The organism is Flavobacterium zhairuonense (genome assembly GCF_004352915.1).
GTDB classification, from domain to species: Bacteria; Bacteroidota; Bacteroidia; order Flavobacteriales; family Flavobacteriaceae; genus Flavobacterium; species Flavobacterium zhairuonense.
Window position 1 is genome coordinate 107,435 of sequence record NZ_SJSY01000072.1, and the last position, 19,099, is coordinate 126,533.

Below are 19,099 nucleotides of genomic sequence, written 5' to 3' on the forward strand. Positions count from 1 at the left end.
TACGATTTTGGTATTCTGAAATGAATAGACAATCAATAAACGATTAGATTTTTTTCTAATAAAAAAATAAAACCACAGCTATGAAAAACCAATTAGAAATTACCGAAACGGCGATGGAATTTTTAGCCGAAAAGAAGCTTCGTTATCCAAAAATTTGGACAGAAGAAGCCATTGTTTTTATAACCGAATTGCATAGAAAATTCGAATCACAACGAAAACTATTGCTTTTGCAGAGAGAACAAAAACAAGTCGCTTTTGATCAGGGGATTATGCCAGTTTTTATTCCGGAAACCAAAAGCGTTAGAGAAGGAAATTGGAAGGCTGGAGGAATTCCGAAAGATTTATTGGATCGTCGAGTAGAAATCACGGGGCCAGTTGATCGCAAAATGATCATCAATGCGTTGAATTCAGGAGCTAAAACCTTCATGGCCGATTTTGAAGACAGCACTTCGCCAACCTGGAAAAATCTTATGGACGGCCAAGTAAATTTAATCGATGCGGTAAATAAAACAATCACTTATACGGATTTGGTAAAACAGAAATCCTATCATTTAAATGAAAAAATCGCAACATTAATTGTTCGTCCAAGAGGTTTACATCTTCCTGAAAAACATGTTTTGATTGAAGAAAAGGAAGTTTCGGGTTCTTTGGTGGATTTTGGTTTGTATGTCTTTCATAATCATAAAAAACTTTTAGAAAACAATTCAGGACCGTATTTCTATATTCCGAAATTGGAACATTATTTAGAAGCAAGATGGTGGAATACTGTAATTGATTTTACAGAAGATTATCTGAATCTGAAACGAGGAACGATAAAAGTGACCGTTTTGATTGAAACCATAACAGCAAGTTTTCAGTTGGACGAAATCATTTATGAATTAAAAGAACATATCGTGGGCTTGAACTGCGGACGCTGGGATTATATTTTTTCGTACATCAAAAAATTTAGAAAAAATCCAAAATTCATTGTTCCGGATCGCGATCAGGTAAATATGACTTCGCCTTTTATGAATGCATATTCGAATCTAGTAATTCAAAGATGTCATAAAAGAGGAATTCATGCGATTGGCGGAATGGCAGCGCAGATCCCGATTAAAAATAATGAAGAAGCCAATGCGATCGCTTTCGCGAAAGTAAAAACCGATAAAGAACGTGAGGTTCGAAATGGCCATGATGGAACTTGGGTTGCGCATCCAGACTTGGTTGCGATAGCAAAAGAAATTTTTGATAAAGGAATGCCAACGCCAAATCAAATTCACATTAAAAGAGAACATCGAAAAATCACAGAAGCCGATTTGATTGAACCGCCAATTGGGTTAATCACAGAAAACGGCGTTCGAAAAAATATCAATGTTGCGGTTCTGTATCTGGCTTCATGGCTGAACGGACAAGGTGCTGCTGCATTGCATAATTTGATGGAAGATGCTGCAACAGCCGAAATTTCAAGATCGCAATTGTGGCAATGGCTTCAAAATAAAGTGATTTTGGATAATGGCCGAAAATTAGATTTAGCTTATTATCATGAATTGGCTTTAGATGAATTCAGAAAAATCAAAGAAGAATTAGGCGAGGAAAGTCACGAAAAACAGCAATTTCCATTAGCTGAAAAAGTATTGGAAAGATTAGTAGTTAACCCTGATTTTGTTGATTTCTTAACGATTCCGTGTTACAAATATTTATAAGAAAAAAATCCGCTGAATCTGCGAGATCTGCGGGAGAATAATTTTTTCACGCAGATTTAGCAGATCATGCAGATAAAATATGAATGAAAAGATCTACGCAGATCTTCTTAAAACTATTTAAGTCCGGTTAAAACTGATAACTGAGACTGAAAACTATAAACTTTACTAACCACTTTAACTAAACTATATTATGAAAACAACAGAAGACAGAATTCAGGAATTGATTAACGATTGGATTACGAACCCGAGATGGAAAGGAGTTGAGCGTCCTTACACTGCGAGCGAAGTAGTAACGTTGCAAGGTTCTTACCATATTGAGCATTCTATTGCCAAAATGGGAGCGCAAAAATTATGGAGAAAGTTAAAAAGTCAGGATTTTGTTGCTGGTTTGGGCGCGTTGACCGGAAATCAGGCCATTCAGGAAGTGGATGCCGGTTTAGAGGCAATTTATTTAAGCGGATGGCAAGTTGCGGCTGATGCAAATCTGGCGGGAGAAATGTATCCGGATCAATCACTTTATCCAGTAAATAGCGTTCCAATGGTGGTGAAAAAGATCAACAACGCTTTGCTACGTGCGGATCAGATTCAGAATGTAAATAAAATTGAAGATAAAAAAGATTATTTAGTTCCGATTGTGGCTGATGCCGAAGCTGGTTTTGGAGGAAACCTAAATGCTTTCGAATTAATGAAATCTATGATTGAAGCGGGAGCTTCAGGAGTTCATTTTGAAGATCAATTAAGTTCTGCTAAAAAATGCGGGCACTTGGGTGGAAAAGTTTTGGTGCCAACTCAGGAAGCAATCAATAAACTAATTGCTGCAAGATTGGCTTCAGATGTTATGGGAGTTTCAACTTTAATCGTTGCCAGAACAGATGCCGATGCTGCAAATTTATTGACAAGTGATGCAGATCCAAGAGATAGAAAGTTTTTAACGGGCGAGAAAACTGCTGAAGGTTTCTTCTACGTAAACAATGGAATCGATCAGGGAATTGCAAGAGGTTTGAGCTATGCGCCTTATGCCGATTTAATTTGGATGGAAACGAGTAATCCCGATTTAGAATATGCGAGAAAATTTGCAAAAGCAATGAAAAAAGAATTTCCGGATAAAATGCTGGCATACAATTGTTCACCATCTTTCAATTGGGCTGCGAAACTAACAGTTGCCGAAATGGAAACGTTCAGAGAAGATTTGGCTGCAATGGGTTATAAATTCCAATTCATTACTTTGGCAGGATTCCATGCTTTGAATACAAGCATGTTCGAATTGTCAAAAGCCTACAAAGAACGCGGCATGGCTGGTTATTCTGAATTGCAGGAACGCGAATTCGCTTTACAGCAAAACGGATTCAGAGCGGTAAAACATCAGGCTTTTGTGGGGACTTCTTATTTCGATGCGGTTCAGAACACCGTTATGTTAGGAAAATCAGCAATAACCGCAATGAAACATTCTACAGAGGTTGAGCAATTTTAATTCTTTTTTTACCATTAAGATATTAAGAAAGTTAAGTTTTTGCCTTAATGAAGCTAATTAAGTTTCTGCTCTTAATGAACCTTAATGTCTTAAATGGTTATTTTTTTTACCATTAAGATATTAAGAAAGTTAAGCTTCATATCCTTAAAAAAATATGGAAGATTAAGTCTAGCTTAATGAATCTTAATGTCTTAATGGTTTAATTTTACCTTATGGTTTAATTTTATTTTTTCAAAAGGCGAGCTTTCATTTTGCTGAAGAATTCAGGTGTTACGCCAATGAATGAAGCGATTTGTTTTTGCGGGACTTGGTGAACCAGTGGGCCGTATTTTTTTGTGAATTTTTCGAAACGTTCTTCAGCGGGCAAACTCAAGTTGTCCATTAATCTTTGTTGATTGGCGACTAAAGAATTTTCAATTAAAATCCTGAAAAAACGCTCCAGTTTTGGAATTTCAAGATACAATTGTGCTTGATTTTCTTTTGATAAAGAAACCACTTCGGCTTCTTCCAAAACTTCAATAAAAAGCTGTCCCGGTTTTTCAGAAAAATAACTGTACATATCACTTATCCACCAGCCTTCGCAAGCGAAAGAAAGCACATGTTCCACAATATTATCGTTGATGTTGAAACTTCTTAAAATTCCGGAGTTAACAAAATAGGAATGTTTGCAAACTTCGCCCGCGTTTAATAAAACAGTTTTGGCTTTATAAGTATTTGTTTCCAGTTTCGATAAAAAAAGCGCTTGCTCTTCTGGTGTTAAAGAAACATGTTTGGCGATATTTTCGAGGATTAAAGCCATTATTTTTTATCGTCTATTAGTGTAAATGAAGTAGCGATAAATTTGTTTCCTTTGATTTGCCCGGTAACAGAAGCCTTTCTGATTGCGTTGCAGAATCCATCTTTTGCATGAGCGTCGCCATGCTGATCAATTTTTGTTCCTTCAACAAAATACGATTTTCCATCAATACGAACGGCTAAATCACAGCTTTTGCCTTTCATTCCAAATTGGCATTCTCCACAAGAAGCTTCTACTACGGTTGGTTGATCAAATTTCTTTTTGTCTTGAGCCTGAGATGAAATTCCGATAAACAGGAAAGTCATGAATATAAGTTTTTTCATTTTTTAAGAATTTACAGTTATTAGTTTTGCCGTTTCTTTGGCACGTTCGGTTACTTCGTTGACCGGAGTAGAAAGTGTATCGTGGCTTAAAACAACTCCCATTCTTCGGTAAGGTCTTGAAGTTGGTTTTCCGAAAATTCTGAAATCGGTTTTTGGTAAAGCGGCTACTTTTTCGATTCCGGTAAAAGTTGGACTTGTAGAATCTTCTGATGCTAAAATTACAGCACTTGCTCCCGCTTTTTCTAAAGTAATTTCGAAAATAGGAAGGCTTAAAATTGCTCTTAAATGCAATTCAAATTCGTTGAAATTTTGAGTTCCAGCTAAAGTGACCATTCCGGTATCATGCGGACGCGGAGAAAGTTCAGAGAAATAAACGCCTTCTTTGGTTAGGAAAAACTCAACGCCAAAAAGTCCGGCGCCTCCAAGTGCTTCAGTAATTTTTTCGGCCATATCTTGAGCTTCGTATAAATCTTTTTCAGAAACCAAAGCCGGCTGCCAGCTTTCCTGATAATCGCCACGTTCTTGTCTATGACCAATTGGAGCGCAAAATAAAGTTGGATTGTTATTTTGAGTAATCGTTAAAAGTGTAATTTCAGAATCGAAATTGACAAAAGCTTCAACAATTACTTCTATAACATCACCACGCGAACCAGCAACTGCGTATTGCCATGCTTTTTCAATGTCGCTTTCTGTTTTAATTGTTGATTGCCCTTTTCCAGAAGATGACATTAACGGTTTTACCACGCACGGAATTCCAACTTCCTGAACGGCTTTTTGAAGCTCTTCTGCTGAGGTTGCGTATTGGTATTTTGCTGTACGTAATCCGAGTTCTTTTGAAGCTAAATCACGAATGGCTTTACGGTTCATGGTAAAGTTTGCCGCTTTCGCTGATGGAACAACGGTAATGCCTTGTTTTTCGTAATCGTAAAAACGTTCGGTACGAATGGCTTCTATCTCTGGAACGATAAAGTCTGGTTGGTGTTTGGCTACGATTCGGTCAAGTGCTTCGCCGTCGAGCATATTGATGACTTCGAAAGCGTGTGCAACTTGCATGGCTGGTGCGTTTTCGTAACTATCAACTGCAATTACAGTTTGTCCGATTCGTTGCGCGGCTATTACGAATTCTTTGCCTAATTCGCCTGAACCTAGGAGTAGTATTTTCATTTTGTTTGATTTAAAGTTTGGGTGTTTTGACTCACTTTTATAATTATTAAACTACTTATGAAAGTTAGAATCATTAATACGAATGACAGAAATAAAATCATTAGTATTGAAAACAAAACTACATATGGAATTTGTGATTTTAATACAACAGATAGTCCATTGGTAAATAATCCAATTATATAAATTGTAAAAAGTGATAATATAATTCTTGAACTTATCCTAAAAGAAAATTGAGAACAAGCAGTGAAATAGTTTAGTTCATTTAATGAAATGCTCATTTTTTTTGCTGTATTCCAAAACAGAAAAACAGTGAACAAGGGAAATAAAATTCCCCAGAAAATTGGATTCCAGAATATTCCGAAATCGGATATTTGGGTGCACAAATCTATAAAAAGACTTTTTGAAAAGATTAGAAGTGGAAAAAAGGCACACACAAAAATTCCTGCAATGATGGCGTATTTTTGAATGTATTTGTTTGATTCCATTTAAAATTCTTTTGAAGAGTAAAGATAAATAAAATGAAATTTATTCTCACGCAGATTTTGGAGATTCAGCAGATTTAATTTGATAGCCGATTTGTTTTTTAGACGAAGCAGCCATGCAGTTTGTCATTTCGAGGAACGAGAAATCAAACTAGAAGCTCGACAAAGATTGGCTTGTTGGAACGGAGTTACTTGCGGAGATTTCTCCTTAAGTTGAAATGACAAGATTGTGGAAATTGCAGAATAAATTTAATTGCAAAGAGCGCTAAGTTTTTGTTTTAAAGTTAAAAAAAGGCGCAGAGAATTTTTCACGCAGATTTTGCAGATCGAGCAGATTTAATTTTGTACTAGATTTTAGTTTTAAGACAAAGTAACCACACAGTTTGTCATTTCGAGGAACGAGAAATCACACTAGAAGCTCGACAAAGATTGGCGCTTTAGTTTGCAGAATCCCGCGTGTGATTTCTCGTTCCTCGAAATGACAAGATTGTGTGTATGGATACCGGAAAACGAAAACGCTCTTATAAACCCATTTGCGTGAGGGATAGAAGTGGAAAGCCCACAGCCGTGAGGCACGAACAGGCGAGGACTTGTAACGGATAGCCCGACCCGGAGGGACACGCCCAAAATAAAAAACCGATACTTCTTTTAAAAAGTATCGGTTTGTATATTAATGAAAATGATCTTCTTCAATCTCAAATTCTGCATCTTTTTCCCAGATTTCCATTTCGCAGGGTTTACAGTTGAATTTTAGTTTGTATTCTAATTCTCCCTGTTTTAAAACCAATGGTTCTTTTACCTTAACACCAACAATGTCTTTTTGGTGAATCGGGCATTTTTTTAATTCGTATTTGATGCAATATTTGGTTGTCATTACACGAGATTTTCCTGGATCCCATTGTAATTCGAATGCTTTTTCGATTTCGGTAACACCGTGGCGTTCGTAGAATTTACGAGCCGTTTTGTTTGAAACATTGTACATGAAATCCAGTTTGGTTTCTGGATATGGATGTGACGTTTTTACCAATTGGTGTTCTTCACGAACGTAATTTGCCAAACGAATTTCAGTCAATTGATCGTAAACCGTTCTTCTCATTTCGTTGATTTTTGAAATAGGAAGGAACCAGTTTTGAGAAAACATAATATTGATTTCATCAGCAGTGTAAGGTGTGAAACCAGTTTTTGCTAATTGTGTTTTAATGTTTTCTTCGATAGATTCGCCCGTTTTTGTCTGCTCTTTTGGATGTTCTAAATTTACTGTACTAACATTTCCGTCTTCATCGGTTGCGATTAAGTGGAAACCGGTTTCAGTTTCAGTAAGCAATAAAGTAGTGCTCAATTTACGAACGGCGCTGTCTTCTCTTTCTACAATTTTGATGAAAGCAGCGTCGTTATTTCTGTAAATGAAAGTTCCGTCTTTGATTTCTTTTAGGACGTTTGGATATACTTTTCCGTTTTCGGCTTTGTTTACGTAGATTCCATCGGCTTCGTTATTTTCGTTGATGAAGCAAAGTCCGTCACCGTTGTTTAATAATTCGCCGTTTTCGATTTCGTAAGCACCGCCAACAGTTCTAATTAATTTACCGATATATTGACCTTTTGATTTTGGGCTTTCCCAAGAACCAATAGAACTGTGTCTGTCGTTAACGAAGTAATCGGTATAGCCACGGTTGAAAGTTCTGTTTAGTGCAGAATCAAAAGTGTAAGTACATTTTCCAGAAGAAGCTTTGGTGTATTTATCGCTTCCTGGACCTTCTAAATAACTATCTAATTTTTGACGAAGATAAGATACGTTGTTTTTAACGTAGGCTACGTCTTTTAATCGACCTTCGATTTTGAAAGAAACAATTCCCGCTTCAATCAAATTCGGAATCTGATCTGAAATATCTAAATCTTTAATCGAAAGCAAGTGACTGTTTCTGATTAACGTATCTCCGTTTCCGTCGATTAGGTTATAGGGTAAACGACAGTTTTGCGCACAAGAACCACGGTTCGCGCTTCGTTCTCCGTTTGCCACACTCATATAACAGTTTCCGCTGAAAGAAACACATAAAGCTCCGGTTACGAAAAACTCTAATTCAACATCAGCGTGATCGTATATAGTTTTAATTTGATGCAAGTTTAATTCACGTGCTAAAACGACACGTTTGATACCAGCGTCTTTTAAGAATTTAATTTTATCAGCATCACGATTATTAGCTTGTGTACTGGCGTGAAGTACGATAGGAGGCAAGTCCATTTCCATAATCGCCATATCCTGAATAATCAAGGCATCGACACCAATATCATATAACTCCCAGATCATGGCACGACAGGTTTCTAATTCGTTATCATACAAAATGGTATTGATAACTACAAAAACTTGAGCGTTAAATAAGTGTGCATATTTTACCAGTTCAGCAACATCTTCAATTGAGTTGTTGGCATTTGAACGTGCTCCAAATTGCGGTGCGCCAATATAAACTGCATCGGCACCACTATTTATGGCTGCGATTCCTCCAATTAAATCTCTAGCAGGAGCTAATATTTCGATTTTCTTCTTCATTTCTAAAACTTTAGACTTTTGTGGTATTCCCGAAAAAAAGTGTGCAAAGGTCTAATAAATTATTCGAGTTTGCTAGTGATGAAGCGATTTTTTTGAAATTGTTAACTTAATATAGGACGATTCTGTAGTCACGGAATCTTTTATTAATTATTTTTTCTTTTTCTTATCAGCTCTTAAAAGTTTTTTTTCGTCTCCATCAAGTTTTCGTTGAAGTTTTTTTACATCTTCAGCTGGAGGCAGATTTTCAGGTATTATACCTCTTTTAGTCAACATATCTCTAACAGCAATATTATTGTCAGTATGTTCTATTTCTATTTTGTTTTGCCCTTTTAAGTCTTTACTTTGGACATTTAAACCTGTCATTTCTGCAGCTAAATCTTTTGCTTTTATGCTTATTGTAGGTAAGAAATCTGCAATGGGTCTATTTTCAGGAATTCCCATTTTCTTTTTCAACATATTAGTGGTCAATCTAAATAAAGCTTGATCTCCTTTGCTTCTTATTATTGCAAACCCATGATTATCAACTCCTCTTTCATACAAAATACCTGATAATTGTTTTTCGGTTTGGCTTAGTTTTTCTCTGGCTTTTATTCTCTCGAATTCCAAGAGACGTTGTTCAACCATTTCTGCTTTACGAGTTTGGACTGCAAAATAATTTTGTGCGAAAGCAATTTCCTCTTTTCGGCTGTCTCCATTCTGAGCAATCAAATAACATGCATAACGTGTTAATGCAATATCATTTATTGATCTTTCGGAATTAGAACCAAGTTCAACCATTTTCCTGACGTCAGGAAAATGGTTGTCTATTGTTTCACCAGCATTTTTACAGGCATCTTTAGCTTTTTGAATTACTTTTTCAAAATTTTCCCATTTACTATAACCTAATAATATTTGTAAATCACGAGCGCTCCAACATTCGATGCCTTCTAATTCTAATGTAGCAGATTCAAATTTTTCAAAAAGTTTTTTTATTTCGTCCGATTTCATATTCGTTTATTTTATAATCTAAGTGGCTTAAATATATAAAAAAACAAAAACAATAAGTAAGTTATTTCTTGTTTTTTTTTTTGAGATAAAAGATGAATAGCATAAGACCCAAAAAAACCACCCAATCCGAAGACTGAGCAGTTTTAAAAAAAAAAGCATGAATCGATCGACTAATTTGCTCTCATTTTAATTTGTGATAAAGTATTTTGAATACTGTTTAATTGTTTCGAAACAATGTAAACTTGATTGTGTTCAAGGTGATTCTCTTCGAGTGCATTTTTGTATTTTTCGATCGCTGCTTCTTCACCGGTAGCGCAGGCGTTGATGATTGCTTTGGTATCGCCTCCTGAAAATGATGATTTGATGTCAATCGAAGCTCGGTGTAAAGCGCCTAATGGCCCACCACCCGAAGTATCTGTTGATTTACCAAGTTTATTGATTTCGTCTTGTAGTTCTACAATGAATAGGGCACGTTCGCGGGCGTAATCAAGGAAATCGGCTTTCATGGCTAGATTTTCGACATGTTCAGCGGCGTTTGTATATCCTAGTTTTCCGTCTTCAAGAATTGAAATTAATCCGTTTAGTGTTTTTACGGTTTCGTCTGTGTTTACATCTGTATTTGTCATGACTAATAGTTTTTTAATTAATACATTACAAAGTTGATGATTTATAAAACGTTCTGTTTTACAGGATTATAGTTGAGGTTTTATAATATTGTGGAATGGGAATTTTGAAAGTGTTGATTTGAGTTTCACGCAGATTTAACAGATTTTAGCAGATTTTTTCTTTTGTAAATGATATTTCTCGTTTACGGTTTGCGTGAGGGATAGGAGCGGTATCCTTTTATGGCGGGGTTCGCCATAAAAGATATAGCGGATAGCCCGGCCGTAGGACACGCCCATAAAAAAAAACAGCTTAAAGTATAAAAGTGATGAAACTTTTGAACCTTAAGCCGTTTTAATAAAACTTATTATATTGTTATGCAGTCAAAGCTTCTTTGATTCTGCGTAATGCTTCTTTTAAAATATCGTCGCTTGTTGCGTAAGAGAAACGAATACAGTTTGGATTTCCGAAAGCATCTCCTGTTACTGTTGCAACGTTTGCTTCGGCTAAAAGATACATTGAAACGTCGTTTGCATCTTTAATTTCGTGTCCTTTTAATGTTTTTCCGAAGAAAGAAGAAACGTCTGGGAATACGTAGAATGCACCTTCTGGAACGTTGATTTTTACGCCTGGAATTTCTTTTAATAATCCAACAACTAAATCTCTACGTGTGTGGAAAGCCTGAACCATGTGGTTTAAAACGCTTGGATCTGCATCTACAGCTGTAATTGTTGCTCTTTGTGCTATAGAATTTGCTCCAGATGTTACTTGTCCTTGGATTTTTGTACATGCTTTTGCAATAAATTCAGGAGCTCCAATGTAACCAATTCTGTATCCTGTCATTGCAAATGCTTTTGCAACTCCGTTTACAGTGATTGTTCTGTCTAACATTCCTGGAATTGAACCAATACTGCAGAAAGTTCCTGAGAAATTGATGTGCTCATAAATCTCATCTGCAACTACGTAGATATTTGGGTGTTTTTCTAAAACTTTTGCAAGCGCTGTTAATTCTTCTCTGCTGTAAACTGACCCAGAAGGATTACATGGAGAAGAGAACCACATCATTTTTGTTTTTGGTGTGATGGCAGCTTCTAGTTGCTCTGGAGTGATTTTGAAATCTGTTTCAACAGAAGTTGGAACTTCAATAGGAACTCCGCCAGAAAGTTTTACGATTTCGAAATAAGAAACCCAGTATGGTGCTGGCAAGATAACCTCGTCACCATCGTTTAACATTACTTGCGCAATGTTGTATAAAGATTGTTTTGCTCCTGTAGAAACAACAATTTGAGTTGGTTTGTAATCTAATCCGTTGTCTCTTTTGAATTTTCTGCAAATTGCTTCTCTCAATTCAAGGTAACCTTCTACTGGAGAATAGGTGCTATAATTTTCGTCTACTGCTTTTTTAACAGCTTCTTTGATGAAATCTGGTGTATTAAAGTCAGGCTCACCTAAACTTAAACTGATAATGTCTTTTCCTTGTGCTTTTAATTCTCTTGCCAAAGCGGCCATTGCTAATGTCTGCGAAGTCGCAAGGTTGTTGATTCTGTCCGAAAGAATATGATTCATTATAAAAATTTTGAATATCCTTAAATTTGCTGTGTTGTTTAAGGAAGGTTAATTATTAATAGATTTTTTTTAGTTTTTATGCTAATTCTGGCTTCATTCCCAACTCACGTAAATGCTTGAAGTGAGCAATAACAGCACTTCGCATTGTTTTATATTCATAATAAGGCAAGTTGCACTCTTTTGCTGTTTCTTTTACAATTTTTGCAATTTTACCGTAGTGGATATGACTGATGTTTGGAAAAATATGATGCTCAATTTGATGGTTTAATCCTCCAGTGTACCAATTTACAATTGCATTTTTTGGTGCAAAATTAGTTGTAGTGTACAATTGATGAATGGCCCAAGTATTATCCATTTCGCCTAATTCGTTTGGTTCTGGATTAGTTGTATGATCCACAACGTGCGCTAATTGAAATACGATACTCAAGATTAATCCTGTTGTATAATGCATTACAAAAAATCCAAGAAGCACTTTCCACCAAGTAATTCCAATTACAATTGGCAAAACGATCCAGATCGATGCGTAAATGATTTTTGTGATGATTAAAGTTGTCCAAAGAATTTTTGGGCTTTTTGGTTCTCCATAAGATAATTTTCTTTTTAAGTAATTTCTCATTTGCTTGAAATCAGTTGTAATTGCCCAATTGAAAGTCAATAAACCGTATAAGAAAACAGAATAATAATGTTGAAAACGGTGAAAACTATGCCATTCAGCATGTTTTGTGAAACGGATGATTCGTCCCGCATCTAAATCTTCATCGTGGCCTGGGATATTTGTGTATGTATGGTGCAATACATTGTGCTGTACTTGCCAGTTGTAGACATTTCCAGCCAAAACATAAATAGTACCGCCCATTAATTTGTTGATCCAACTTTTGTTTGAATAAGAACCATGATTCCCATCATGCATTACATTCATTCCAACGCCGGCCATGCCTATACCCATTACGATAGATAATAAAAGCATTACCCAGAAAGGCATTGGAAGTGTAAGGATTAAAAAATATGGAGTCAAAAAGACAGCAAAAAGAATAACAGCTTTTAAATGCAGTTTCCAGTTTCCAGTTTTCTGAATATTATTTTCCTTGAAATAATTGTTTACGCGAGAGTTAAGCGTTCTAAAAAACTTCAGATTGTCTTGTCTTGCAAATGTAGGCGCAGGGTTATTCATAATTATTTTAAATAGGTTTCAAAGGTAATTATTATAAATTTTCAATTTGCAAAATTGAGTTAAATATTTCAATCGTAAAGTAGTACTTTTGTTAAAAATTTGAGCAATGGATGAGATATTGAAATATTTTCCTGATTTGACCGATATTCAAATCAAACAATTTCAGCAATTAGACTTTTTATACCACGATTGGAATGAAAAAATCAATGTTATTTCTAGGAAAGATATTGATTCATTATATACGAAACATATTTTGCATTCGCTAGGAATTGCAAAAATCATGAAGTTTGAGCCAGGGACAACGGTTTTAGATGTTGGAACAGGCGGAGGTTTTCCTGGAATTCCGTTAGCGATTCTTTTTCCTGAAACCCGTTTTTATTTAATTGATGTTATTGCAAAAAAGATAAAAGTGGTTCAAGGCGTTGCAGATGCATTAGGATTAAAGAACGTAAAAGCTGAGCAAAAACGTGCTGAATTGGTAAAAGGGGATTTTGATTTTATCGTAAGCCGTGCCGTAACTAATATGCCAGATTTTGTTTCTTGGGTACATGATAAAATTAAAAAGCAGCACAAACACACTTTGAAAAACGGAATTCTGTATTTAAAAGGTGGTGATTTGACCGAAGAGCTTAAAGATTTTCCAAATGCTACTTTATATGATTTGGCTGATCATTTTGATGATGAGTTTTTTGAAACTAAAAAAGTTGTGCATTTACCATTAAAATTTAAACCATAATCTTAAAGATTGAAAATAAACAACCCGGATTGAATTAAAAAAATTCTTCCGGGTTATTTTTGAATTAATAATTTGTTAAAATTAAGATGCCTTTTGAGATAAATGCAAAAACGGATTTGCTTTGTGATCTAAATTATTAATGAAATTATTTAGTGCTATTTCGCAGGCTGCTGGCGTATATTGAAATTTTGAATCAAAGAAAAATTCTCTGCATATCATAGTTTCAGAAGATGAATCATAAACATCTTCATCATTTTGATCTACATCTTTATAATTATATGGACATGGGTAAGCGTTTAGTAAAGCTGTAATGGTGTTGTTGAACCATTTGTCGAAAAACTTTTTCTTTGGCGTAATATGGCGTGCAAGCAAAACTAGCCCTATAAGTTCACTTTGTAGAAAGTAAGAGCCTTTTCTGTATCTTACATCTACCATTCGCACATTCATAAGTGCAACCCACAGAGGTCCATTTACCGAGCCAGTATCAGAAACATTCAAATCAGTATCAAAAACCAAGGGGTCTGTGTCATGACTATCATGAATAGAACACCAAAGTGCTTCTATGCGTTTTTGAACGTCATTTGTTGATATTGAATATCCAGCAAAACGCCATGAAACCCATTCTAATAGAGCCGCTGTTAGCCCCATACAAGCTTTGTGCCCTATTTTAGAAAGGACGTGTTCTAAATCTTCATTTCCTTCTAATGGATCCAAAAACTTTTCCATTTTTTTATTATTCCATTTAAAGTTGATTGGATATCCAATACTTTTTGATTTTAAAATTACTTCAGGTACATTGTTTAAGTTTCTCATATACTGTTGTTTATTTTGTTAGAGAATATTTTTGGCAAATTTATGGAGGTATCCTTTTTAGGAATGGAGCAAGAAGTTTAAAAAATAATAGAATAAGCTTTTTTGGATTTGTATTGTATTGATAATTAATATTATAAGAAAAGTATTACATTTGTATTTTGAGAAAGATGCTTCTTACAGAATGACTTTTTTTCCTTAATTTTAAGTTCACAAAAAAGAAAGAAAAATCGTTTATAGTTACTTGTTTTTAATCCATTTTTTAATTGTTAAACTTTTAAAATTATCATCAATGAATAAAAAAACACTTTTTACGATTATGTTGGCATCGATTTTTGTCGTTTCCTGTCAAAAGAAAGAAGCAAAAGATGCTAAAGAAACTGCGAGTGTAGATTCGTTACCAAAACAAATTCCTTTAAAAGAAAAAGTTCTTACTGCAGAAGAACAAAAGGCACTCACTCCCGATTATGTAATTCAGAGTTTAAAAGATGGCAACAAACGCTTTCGCAATAATGATTTGACTTTAAGAGATCATTCTGCATTGGTTCGTGACGCTACTGAAGGACAATTTCCAAAAGCAGTTATTCTTTCTTGTTTAGACAGCCGAATTCCAGTAGAAGACGTTTTTGATAAAGGAATTGGGGATCTTTTTGTTGGAAGGGTCGCCGGGAATTTTGTCAATGAAGATTTGCTTGGAAGTATGGAATTTGGATGCAAAGTTTCTGGAGCAAAATTGATTTTAGTGTTAGGTCACGAATCCTGTGGCGCTATAAAATCGGCAATTGATGAGGTGAAATTAGGAAACATAACGGCAATGCTTTCCAAAATAAAACCTGCAATAGCCAAATCACAAGATTTTAAAGGAGACAAAACTTCTAAAAATGATGAATTTGTAGAGTACGTTGCTAAGAATAATGTTCTTGAAACAATTGAAAATATTAAAGCCCGAAGTCCAATTTTAAAAGAAATGTCAGACAAAGGCGAAATAAAAATTATTGGAGCCTATTATGATCTTCATACTGGAGAAGTGGTTTTTCTTTAATTAAGTAAAAATAAAATCGGGTAATTTCAAATGAAATTACCCGATTTTATTATAATCTAAAATCTGAACTCTAAAATCTAAAATCAGATTACCCTAAGAAAGGATATCTGTAATCTTCAGGAGTTACAAAAGTTTCTTTGATAGTTCTTGGAGAAGCCCAACGCAATAAGTTCAGTGCAGAACCTGCTTTATCGTTAGTTCCAGAAGCTCTTGCTCCACCAAACGGCTGCATTCCTACAACAGCTCCGGTTGGTTTGTCATTAATATAGAAGTTACCAGCTGAATTTTGCAATTTAGTTGTAGCCACTTCGATAGCATAACGATCTTGGCTGAAAACAGCTCCAGTTAAAGCATATTCAGAAGTAGTATCAACTAATTCTAAAGTCTCTTCCCATTTAGCATCTTCGTAAACATAAATAGTGATAACTGGTCCAAACAACTCGGTTTCCATTGTAGTATATTTTGGATTTGTTGTTACAATAACCGTTGGTTCAATAAAGTACCCAACCGATTTATCGTAATTTCCTCCAACGATGATTTCAGCGTCAGCATCTTTTTTAGCTTGGTCAATATAACTTGCTAATTTGTCAAAAGAACCTTCGTGTATAACTGCTGTAATGAAATTTCCGAAATCTTCTGGAGAACCCATTTTCATAGATTTTACATCAGCAATTAATTGCGCTTTTACAGCTGGCCATAAACTTTGTGGAATATAAGCTCTAGAAGCGGCAGAACATTTTTGTCCTTGGAATTCAAAAGCTCCACGAGTAATTCCTGTAGCTACTTGTTTTACGTTTGCACTTGGATGCGCAATGATAAAATCTTTACCTCCAGTTTCACCAACAATTCTTGGGTAAGTTTTGTAATTGTGAATGTTTGCACCAATTTTAGCCCAAATATCTTTAAATACGTGAGTTGATCCTGTAAAGTGAATACCAGCAAAATCACGGCTCGCTAAAACTGTATCAGTAATCATTAAAGCATCTCCAAAAACTACGTTGATTACACCATCTGGAACTCCAGCTTCTTTGAATACATCAATGATAATTTTTGCAGAAAATACTTGGCTATCACTTGGTTTCCAAACTACAACGTTACCCATCATTGCTGCACTTGCAGGAAGGTTAGCAGCGATAGCAGTAAAGTTAAATGGAGTAATTGCATAAACAAAACCTTCTAATGGTCTGTATTCTACACGGTTCCAAACAGTAGAATCTGATTTTGGCTGATCGTTGTAGATTTGAGTCATAAACTCAACATTGTAACGTAAAAAGTCGATTAATTCGCAAGAAGAATCGATTTCTGCTTGGTGAATATTTTTAGATTGACCAATCATTGTTGCAGCGTTGATACGCGCTCTGTATGGTCCTGCGATAAGTTCAGCAGCTTTTAAGAAAATAGCAGCACGTTGTTCCCATGCCATGTTTGCCCATGCTTTTCTTGCTTCAAGTGCATTCGCAATCGCTTTTTCAATATGTTGTTTTTCAGCTAAATGATATTTTCCAACAACGTGTTTGTGATCGTGTGGAGCTGTAATGTTTCTTGTATTTCCAGTTTTGATTTCTTCACTTCCAATATATAAAGGAACGTCAATTTGAGAGTTCCACATTGTAGTGTAAGCTGCCTGAACTGCGGCTTTTTCTGGTGAGTTCGGTGCATAGCTTTTAACTGGCTCGTTTACCGCTTTTGGTACATGAAAGAATCCTTTTAACATGGGATAAATTATTTTAAAATTACGATTTTGTTCAATTTTTTACAAAAGTACAAATGATAATTTGAATTTATCACAATACAATATTAAAAAGTTGTATTTTGATAAACGGATGATTCAGGTTGCAGAATAATTAACATTTTAATTGTATAAAATCGAAATGATTTAAACAAAAATTAAATGTTTTCTTGAGTTTTATGAAATGAAAAAAAGATTGCTTAAACTATAAATTAGTTCAATGCAAAAGGAGCACACATTCTAAAAGTAGGAACAATTACTTTGAATGTTTTTGTCGTAGTAAAATTGATCATATTAAAATGACCTTTCATAGCGCCGTAAGGTGATGATAATAAGCAGCCAGAACTATAAGTATGATTTTCGCCTGGTTTTAGAACTGGTTTTTTACCAATTACGCCTTCGCCATCCACAATGTCTAAGTCGTTTAGCGAATCAAAAATTTCCCAGTGACGAGAAGTCAATTGAACAGAATCTTTGCTGTGGTTTTCAATTGTAACTACATAACTAAAAGCAAAATGAATCTTGTAGTTTTTGAAGTAAGTTCCTTCAAAACTAGTTAAAACTGATATTTTTATGCCTCTTGTAATTTGAGAAACCATACTAAAGTAGTATATATGTGTACGTTATAGTTGCAAATCTACGAAAAAAAATGATTGAAGTGAAAACGTTAACATTGTTTTAATTTACGATGTTTATTGAGTTTCCGTTTCCTTTTCCAATGACTCTTTGATAACGATCTGAAGTTTCTTTGTAATACACTAAGATGGTGTATTCATTTTCAGTCTGATAAAAATTTCCATCAACAGCATTTTCGTAATCGATATTTCCTTTTTTATCAACGGTTCTGTATTGATAATTGGTAAAACCTTGTTTGATCATGACAGCTTTTTCAAAGATTGCCTTGTCAGGATTATAATCCATTTTATATTCTGGTGAAAGGCTGTAATTATTAAACATTCCAGCAATATAGATGTCTTTGTTCAATTGAAAAGCTGGCGCCGATAACGTGAAATAAACCCAAGCATAATCAGCTTCGATTTCTTGTTTGAATCCGTTGATGTTTTTCACTACAAAATTTCCATTTACATCTTCATAAAGTGTGTAAATTTGGTTGCCTCTTGCGTGATTGGTGTACAAATAAGAACTGTAAACGTCATTGTTGGAACCCATTTTGGCGACATTATTGCTAGCCGCGCGAATGTCTTTGTTTTCAAAACACAAAAATTCATTACCTCCCCAAAATTGGGTTTCTTTATCGTATTTATACACCATTTGATTTCCTATGGTATATTGTGGAGGAACATTTTTGATGCTGGTTTTAAAATCACCATTTTGCAATAAAAGCACTTTTACGTTCTGCAAAGGGGTTTGAAAAGTAATGTCATTTGACAAAATAGTAAATTCAAGATTTTGCTTAAAATCAATATTGCTGAGGTTTCGGGTGCGTTTTACCAAACATGCAACTGTCGAATGATTTTCGTAAAGAACAAATTTTCTGGAGAAAACAACTTCCTTATCTTCATTTAGGATTTTCAACATATAATTACCCGAAATTCTAAGCTGTGTTGTGAATTGATTTGGAAAAGTCAATGTGTAATGCGTGTAACCTTGAAGCGTGTTGAATGAATTAGAAAAATCAGTAATTCTTTGATTATCAAAACCGCGAATGTATTCCGTTTTCGGAATATCTGACGGAATCCAATTGTAATCACAATGAACCAATTCAAAATAATAATTCGCTTCGTTGCCAAATAAATCATCAAATTGAAAGGAAAATACAGAGCCCAATTCAAAAATAGGAACCACATTTGAATCATTTTGAACGAATGATGCGGTCTTGATATTATATGGAGGATCTACTTCGTTTTGTACTTCTTGGGCTTTCGCCGAAGTAAAAATAAAAAGCAAAAGAAAGCTTATAGATAAAAATTTTGGCATTTGATAGATTGTAAGATTTGTAAATATAACAATTTTATACAACGAAAAATATGC

The 19,099-nt window shown here is 34.9% G+C and carries 17 protein-coding genes; 5 read left to right on the forward strand and 12 right to left on the reverse strand.

Going from position 1 to position 19,099, the window contains the following annotated elements; translation table 11 throughout:
- Positions 1-80: 80 nt before the first annotated feature.
- Together aceB and aceA are read left to right on the forward strand one after the other, a co-directional pair.
- A complete protein-coding gene (aceB, locus tag EYY60_RS10805; protein ID WP_132989357.1) occupies positions 81-1,682 on the forward strand; it encodes a malate synthase A in 1,602 nt (533 codons plus the stop codon).
- 190 nt (positions 1,683-1,872) lie between these two features.
- On the forward strand, positions 1,873-3,153 hold the full coding sequence (aceA, locus tag EYY60_RS10810; RefSeq protein WP_132989358.1) for an isocitrate lyase: 1,281 nt from the start codon (positions 1,873-1,875) through the stop codon (positions 3,151-3,153).
- A 223-nt stretch (positions 3,154-3,376) separates the two neighbouring features.
- Here the strand turns inward: aceA and EYY60_RS10815 are convergent, their stop codons facing one another.
- From EYY60_RS10815 to purT, 3 genes are read right to left on the reverse strand one after another with little or no spacing between them, the layout of a single operon-like run.
- Positions 3,377-3,952 (reverse strand): Crp/Fnr family transcriptional regulator, encoded by a 576-nt coding sequence (locus tag EYY60_RS10815; protein ID WP_132989359.1) that lies wholly within the window; start codon positions 3,950-3,952, stop codon positions 3,377-3,379.
- Positions 3,952-4,272 (reverse strand): DUF6370 family protein, encoded by a 321-nt coding sequence (locus tag EYY60_RS10820; protein WP_132989360.1) that lies wholly within the window; start codon positions 4,270-4,272, stop codon positions 3,952-3,954. The genes EYY60_RS10815 and EYY60_RS10820 overlap by 1 nt, the downstream gene beginning before the upstream one ends.
- Positions 4,273-4,275: 3 nt before the next feature.
- The gene (gene purT, locus EYY60_RS10825) at positions 4,276-5,436 is read right to left on the reverse strand and encodes a formate-dependent phosphoribosylglycinamide formyltransferase (RefSeq protein WP_132989361.1); all 1,161 of its coding nucleotides are present in this window, start codon (positions 5,434-5,436) and stop codon (positions 4,276-4,278) included.
- Between the two features lie 57 nt (positions 5,437-5,493).
- On the opposite strand from purT, the gene EYY60_RS22500 reads away from it, so the two are divergent.
- Positions 5,494-5,619, forward strand: a complete 126-nt coding sequence (locus EYY60_RS22500; RefSeq protein ID WP_262711206.1) for a hypothetical protein — start codon at positions 5,494-5,496, stop codon at positions 5,617-5,619.
- Between the two features lie 969 nt (positions 5,620-6,588).
- On the opposite strand, the gene EYY60_RS10830 is transcribed toward EYY60_RS22500, so the two are convergent.
- The 5 genes from EYY60_RS10830 to EYY60_RS10850 form a co-directional block, all read right to left on the reverse strand.
- Positions 6,589-8,463: a peptidase U32 family protein gene (locus tag EYY60_RS10830; protein ID WP_132989362.1), complete on the reverse strand. Its 1,875-nt coding sequence runs from the start codon at positions 8,461-8,463 to the stop codon at positions 6,589-6,591.
- A gap of 147 nt (positions 8,464-8,610) precedes the next feature.
- The gene (gene dinD / locus EYY60_RS10835; RefSeq protein WP_132989363.1) at positions 8,611-9,450 is read right to left on the reverse strand and encodes a DNA damage-inducible protein D; all 840 of its coding nucleotides are present in this window, start codon (positions 9,448-9,450) and stop codon (positions 8,611-8,613) included.
- A 170-nt stretch (positions 9,451-9,620) separates the two neighbouring features.
- Positions 9,621-10,076 (reverse strand): ferritin-like domain-containing protein, encoded by a 456-nt coding sequence (locus EYY60_RS10840; RefSeq protein ID WP_132989364.1) that lies wholly within the window; start codon positions 10,074-10,076, stop codon positions 9,621-9,623.
- Positions 10,077-10,428: 352 nt separating this feature from the next.
- Positions 10,429-11,619, reverse strand: a complete 1,191-nt coding sequence (locus EYY60_RS10845) for a pyridoxal phosphate-dependent aminotransferase (RefSeq protein WP_132989365.1) — start codon at positions 11,617-11,619, stop codon at positions 10,429-10,431.
- A gap of 76 nt (positions 11,620-11,695) precedes the next feature.
- Entirely contained in the window at positions 11,696-12,790 is a 1,095-nt protein-coding gene (locus tag EYY60_RS10850; protein WP_132989366.1) for a fatty acid desaturase family protein, read from the reverse strand.
- Between the two features lie 106 nt (positions 12,791-12,896).
- Between EYY60_RS10850 and rsmG the strand changes: the two genes are divergently transcribed.
- A complete protein-coding gene (rsmG, locus tag EYY60_RS10855; protein ID WP_132989367.1) occupies positions 12,897-13,526 on the forward strand; it encodes a 16S rRNA (guanine(527)-N(7))-methyltransferase RsmG in 630 nt (209 codons plus the stop codon).
- A gap of 81 nt (positions 13,527-13,607) precedes the next feature.
- On the opposite strand, the gene EYY60_RS10860 is transcribed toward rsmG, so the two are convergent.
- Positions 13,608-14,339, reverse strand: a complete 732-nt coding sequence (locus EYY60_RS10860; protein WP_132989368.1) for a hypothetical protein — start codon at positions 14,337-14,339, stop codon at positions 13,608-13,610.
- A gap of 289 nt (positions 14,340-14,628) precedes the next feature.
- Between EYY60_RS10860 and EYY60_RS10865 the strand changes: the two genes are divergently transcribed.
- Complete coding sequence (locus EYY60_RS10865) at positions 14,629-15,378, forward strand: carbonic anhydrase family protein (protein ID WP_132989369.1); 750 nt, start codon at positions 14,629-14,631, stop codon at positions 15,376-15,378.
- A gap of 88 nt (positions 15,379-15,466) precedes the next feature.
- On the opposite strand, the gene pruA is transcribed toward EYY60_RS10865, so the two are convergent.
- From pruA to EYY60_RS10880, 3 genes are all read right to left on the reverse strand, one after another.
- A complete protein-coding gene (pruA, locus tag EYY60_RS10870) occupies positions 15,467-17,092 on the reverse strand; it encodes an L-glutamate gamma-semialdehyde dehydrogenase (RefSeq protein WP_132989370.1) in 1,626 nt (541 codons plus the stop codon).
- Between the two features lie 227 nt (positions 17,093-17,319).
- Complete coding sequence (apaG, locus tag EYY60_RS10875) at positions 17,320-17,706, reverse strand: Co2+/Mg2+ efflux protein ApaG (protein ID WP_012023834.1); 387 nt, start codon at positions 17,704-17,706, stop codon at positions 17,320-17,322.
- Between the two features lie 79 nt (positions 17,707-17,785).
- Complete coding sequence (locus tag EYY60_RS10880; protein WP_132989371.1) at positions 17,786-19,045, reverse strand: type IX secretion system plug protein; 1,260 nt, start codon at positions 19,043-19,045, stop codon at positions 17,786-17,788.
- Between the last annotated feature and the right edge of the window lie 54 nt (positions 19,046-19,099).

Bases quoted from the DNA above. Each gene is read 5' to 3' on its own strand.
- pruA (WP_132989370.1), bottom strand. From the start codon at position 17,092: ATGTTAAAAGGATTCTTTCATGTACCAAAAGCGGTAAACGAGCCAGTT.
- EYY60_RS22500 (WP_262711206.1), top strand. From the start codon at position 5,494: ATGAAAGTTAGAATCATTAATACGAATGACAGAAATAAAATCATTAGT.
- EYY60_RS10815 (WP_132989359.1), bottom strand. From the start codon at position 3,952: ATGGCTTTAATCCTCGAAAATATCGCCAAACATGTTTCTTTAACACCA.
- EYY60_RS10820 (WP_132989360.1), bottom strand. From the start codon at position 4,272: ATGAAAAAACTTATATTCATGACTTTCCTGTTTATCGGAATTTCATCT.
- aceA (WP_132989358.1), top strand. From the start codon at position 1,873: ATGAAAACAACAGAAGACAGAATTCAGGAATTGATTAACGATTGGATT.
- EYY60_RS10840 (WP_132989364.1), bottom strand. From the start codon at position 10,076: ATGACAAATACAGATGTAAACACAGACGAAACCGTAAAAACACTAAAC.
- EYY60_RS10860 (WP_132989368.1), bottom strand. From the start codon at position 14,339: ATGAGAAACTTAAACAATGTACCTGAAGTAATTTTAAAATCAAAAAGT.
- rsmG (WP_132989367.1), top strand. From the start codon at position 12,897: ATGGATGAGATATTGAAATATTTTCCTGATTTGACCGATATTCAAATC.
- dinD (WP_132989363.1), bottom strand. From the start codon at position 9,450: ATGAAATCGGACGAAATAAAAAAACTTTTTGAAAAATTTGAATCTGCT.
- EYY60_RS10845 (WP_132989365.1), bottom strand. From the start codon at position 11,619: ATGAATCATATTCTTTCGGACAGAATCAACAACCTTGCGACTTCGCAG.
- aceB (WP_132989357.1), top strand. From the start codon at position 81: ATGAAAAACCAATTAGAAATTACCGAAACGGCGATGGAATTTTTAGCC.
- purT (WP_132989361.1), bottom strand. From the start codon at position 5,436: ATGAAAATACTACTCCTAGGTTCAGGCGAATTAGGCAAAGAATTCGTA.
- EYY60_RS10850 (WP_132989366.1), bottom strand. From the start codon at position 12,790: ATGAATAACCCTGCGCCTACATTTGCAAGACAAGACAATCTGAAGTTT.
- apaG (WP_012023834.1), bottom strand. From the start codon at position 17,706: ATGGTTTCTCAAATTACAAGAGGCATAAAAATATCAGTTTTAACTAGT.
- EYY60_RS10880 (WP_132989371.1), bottom strand. From the start codon at position 19,045: ATGCCAAAATTTTTATCTATAAGCTTTCTTTTGCTTTTTATTTTTACT.
- EYY60_RS10830 (WP_132989362.1), bottom strand. From the start codon at position 8,463: ATGAAGAAGAAAATCGAAATATTAGCTCCTGCTAGAGATTTAATTGGA.
- EYY60_RS10865 (WP_132989369.1), top strand. From the start codon at position 14,629: ATGAATAAAAAAACACTTTTTACGATTATGTTGGCATCGATTTTTGTC.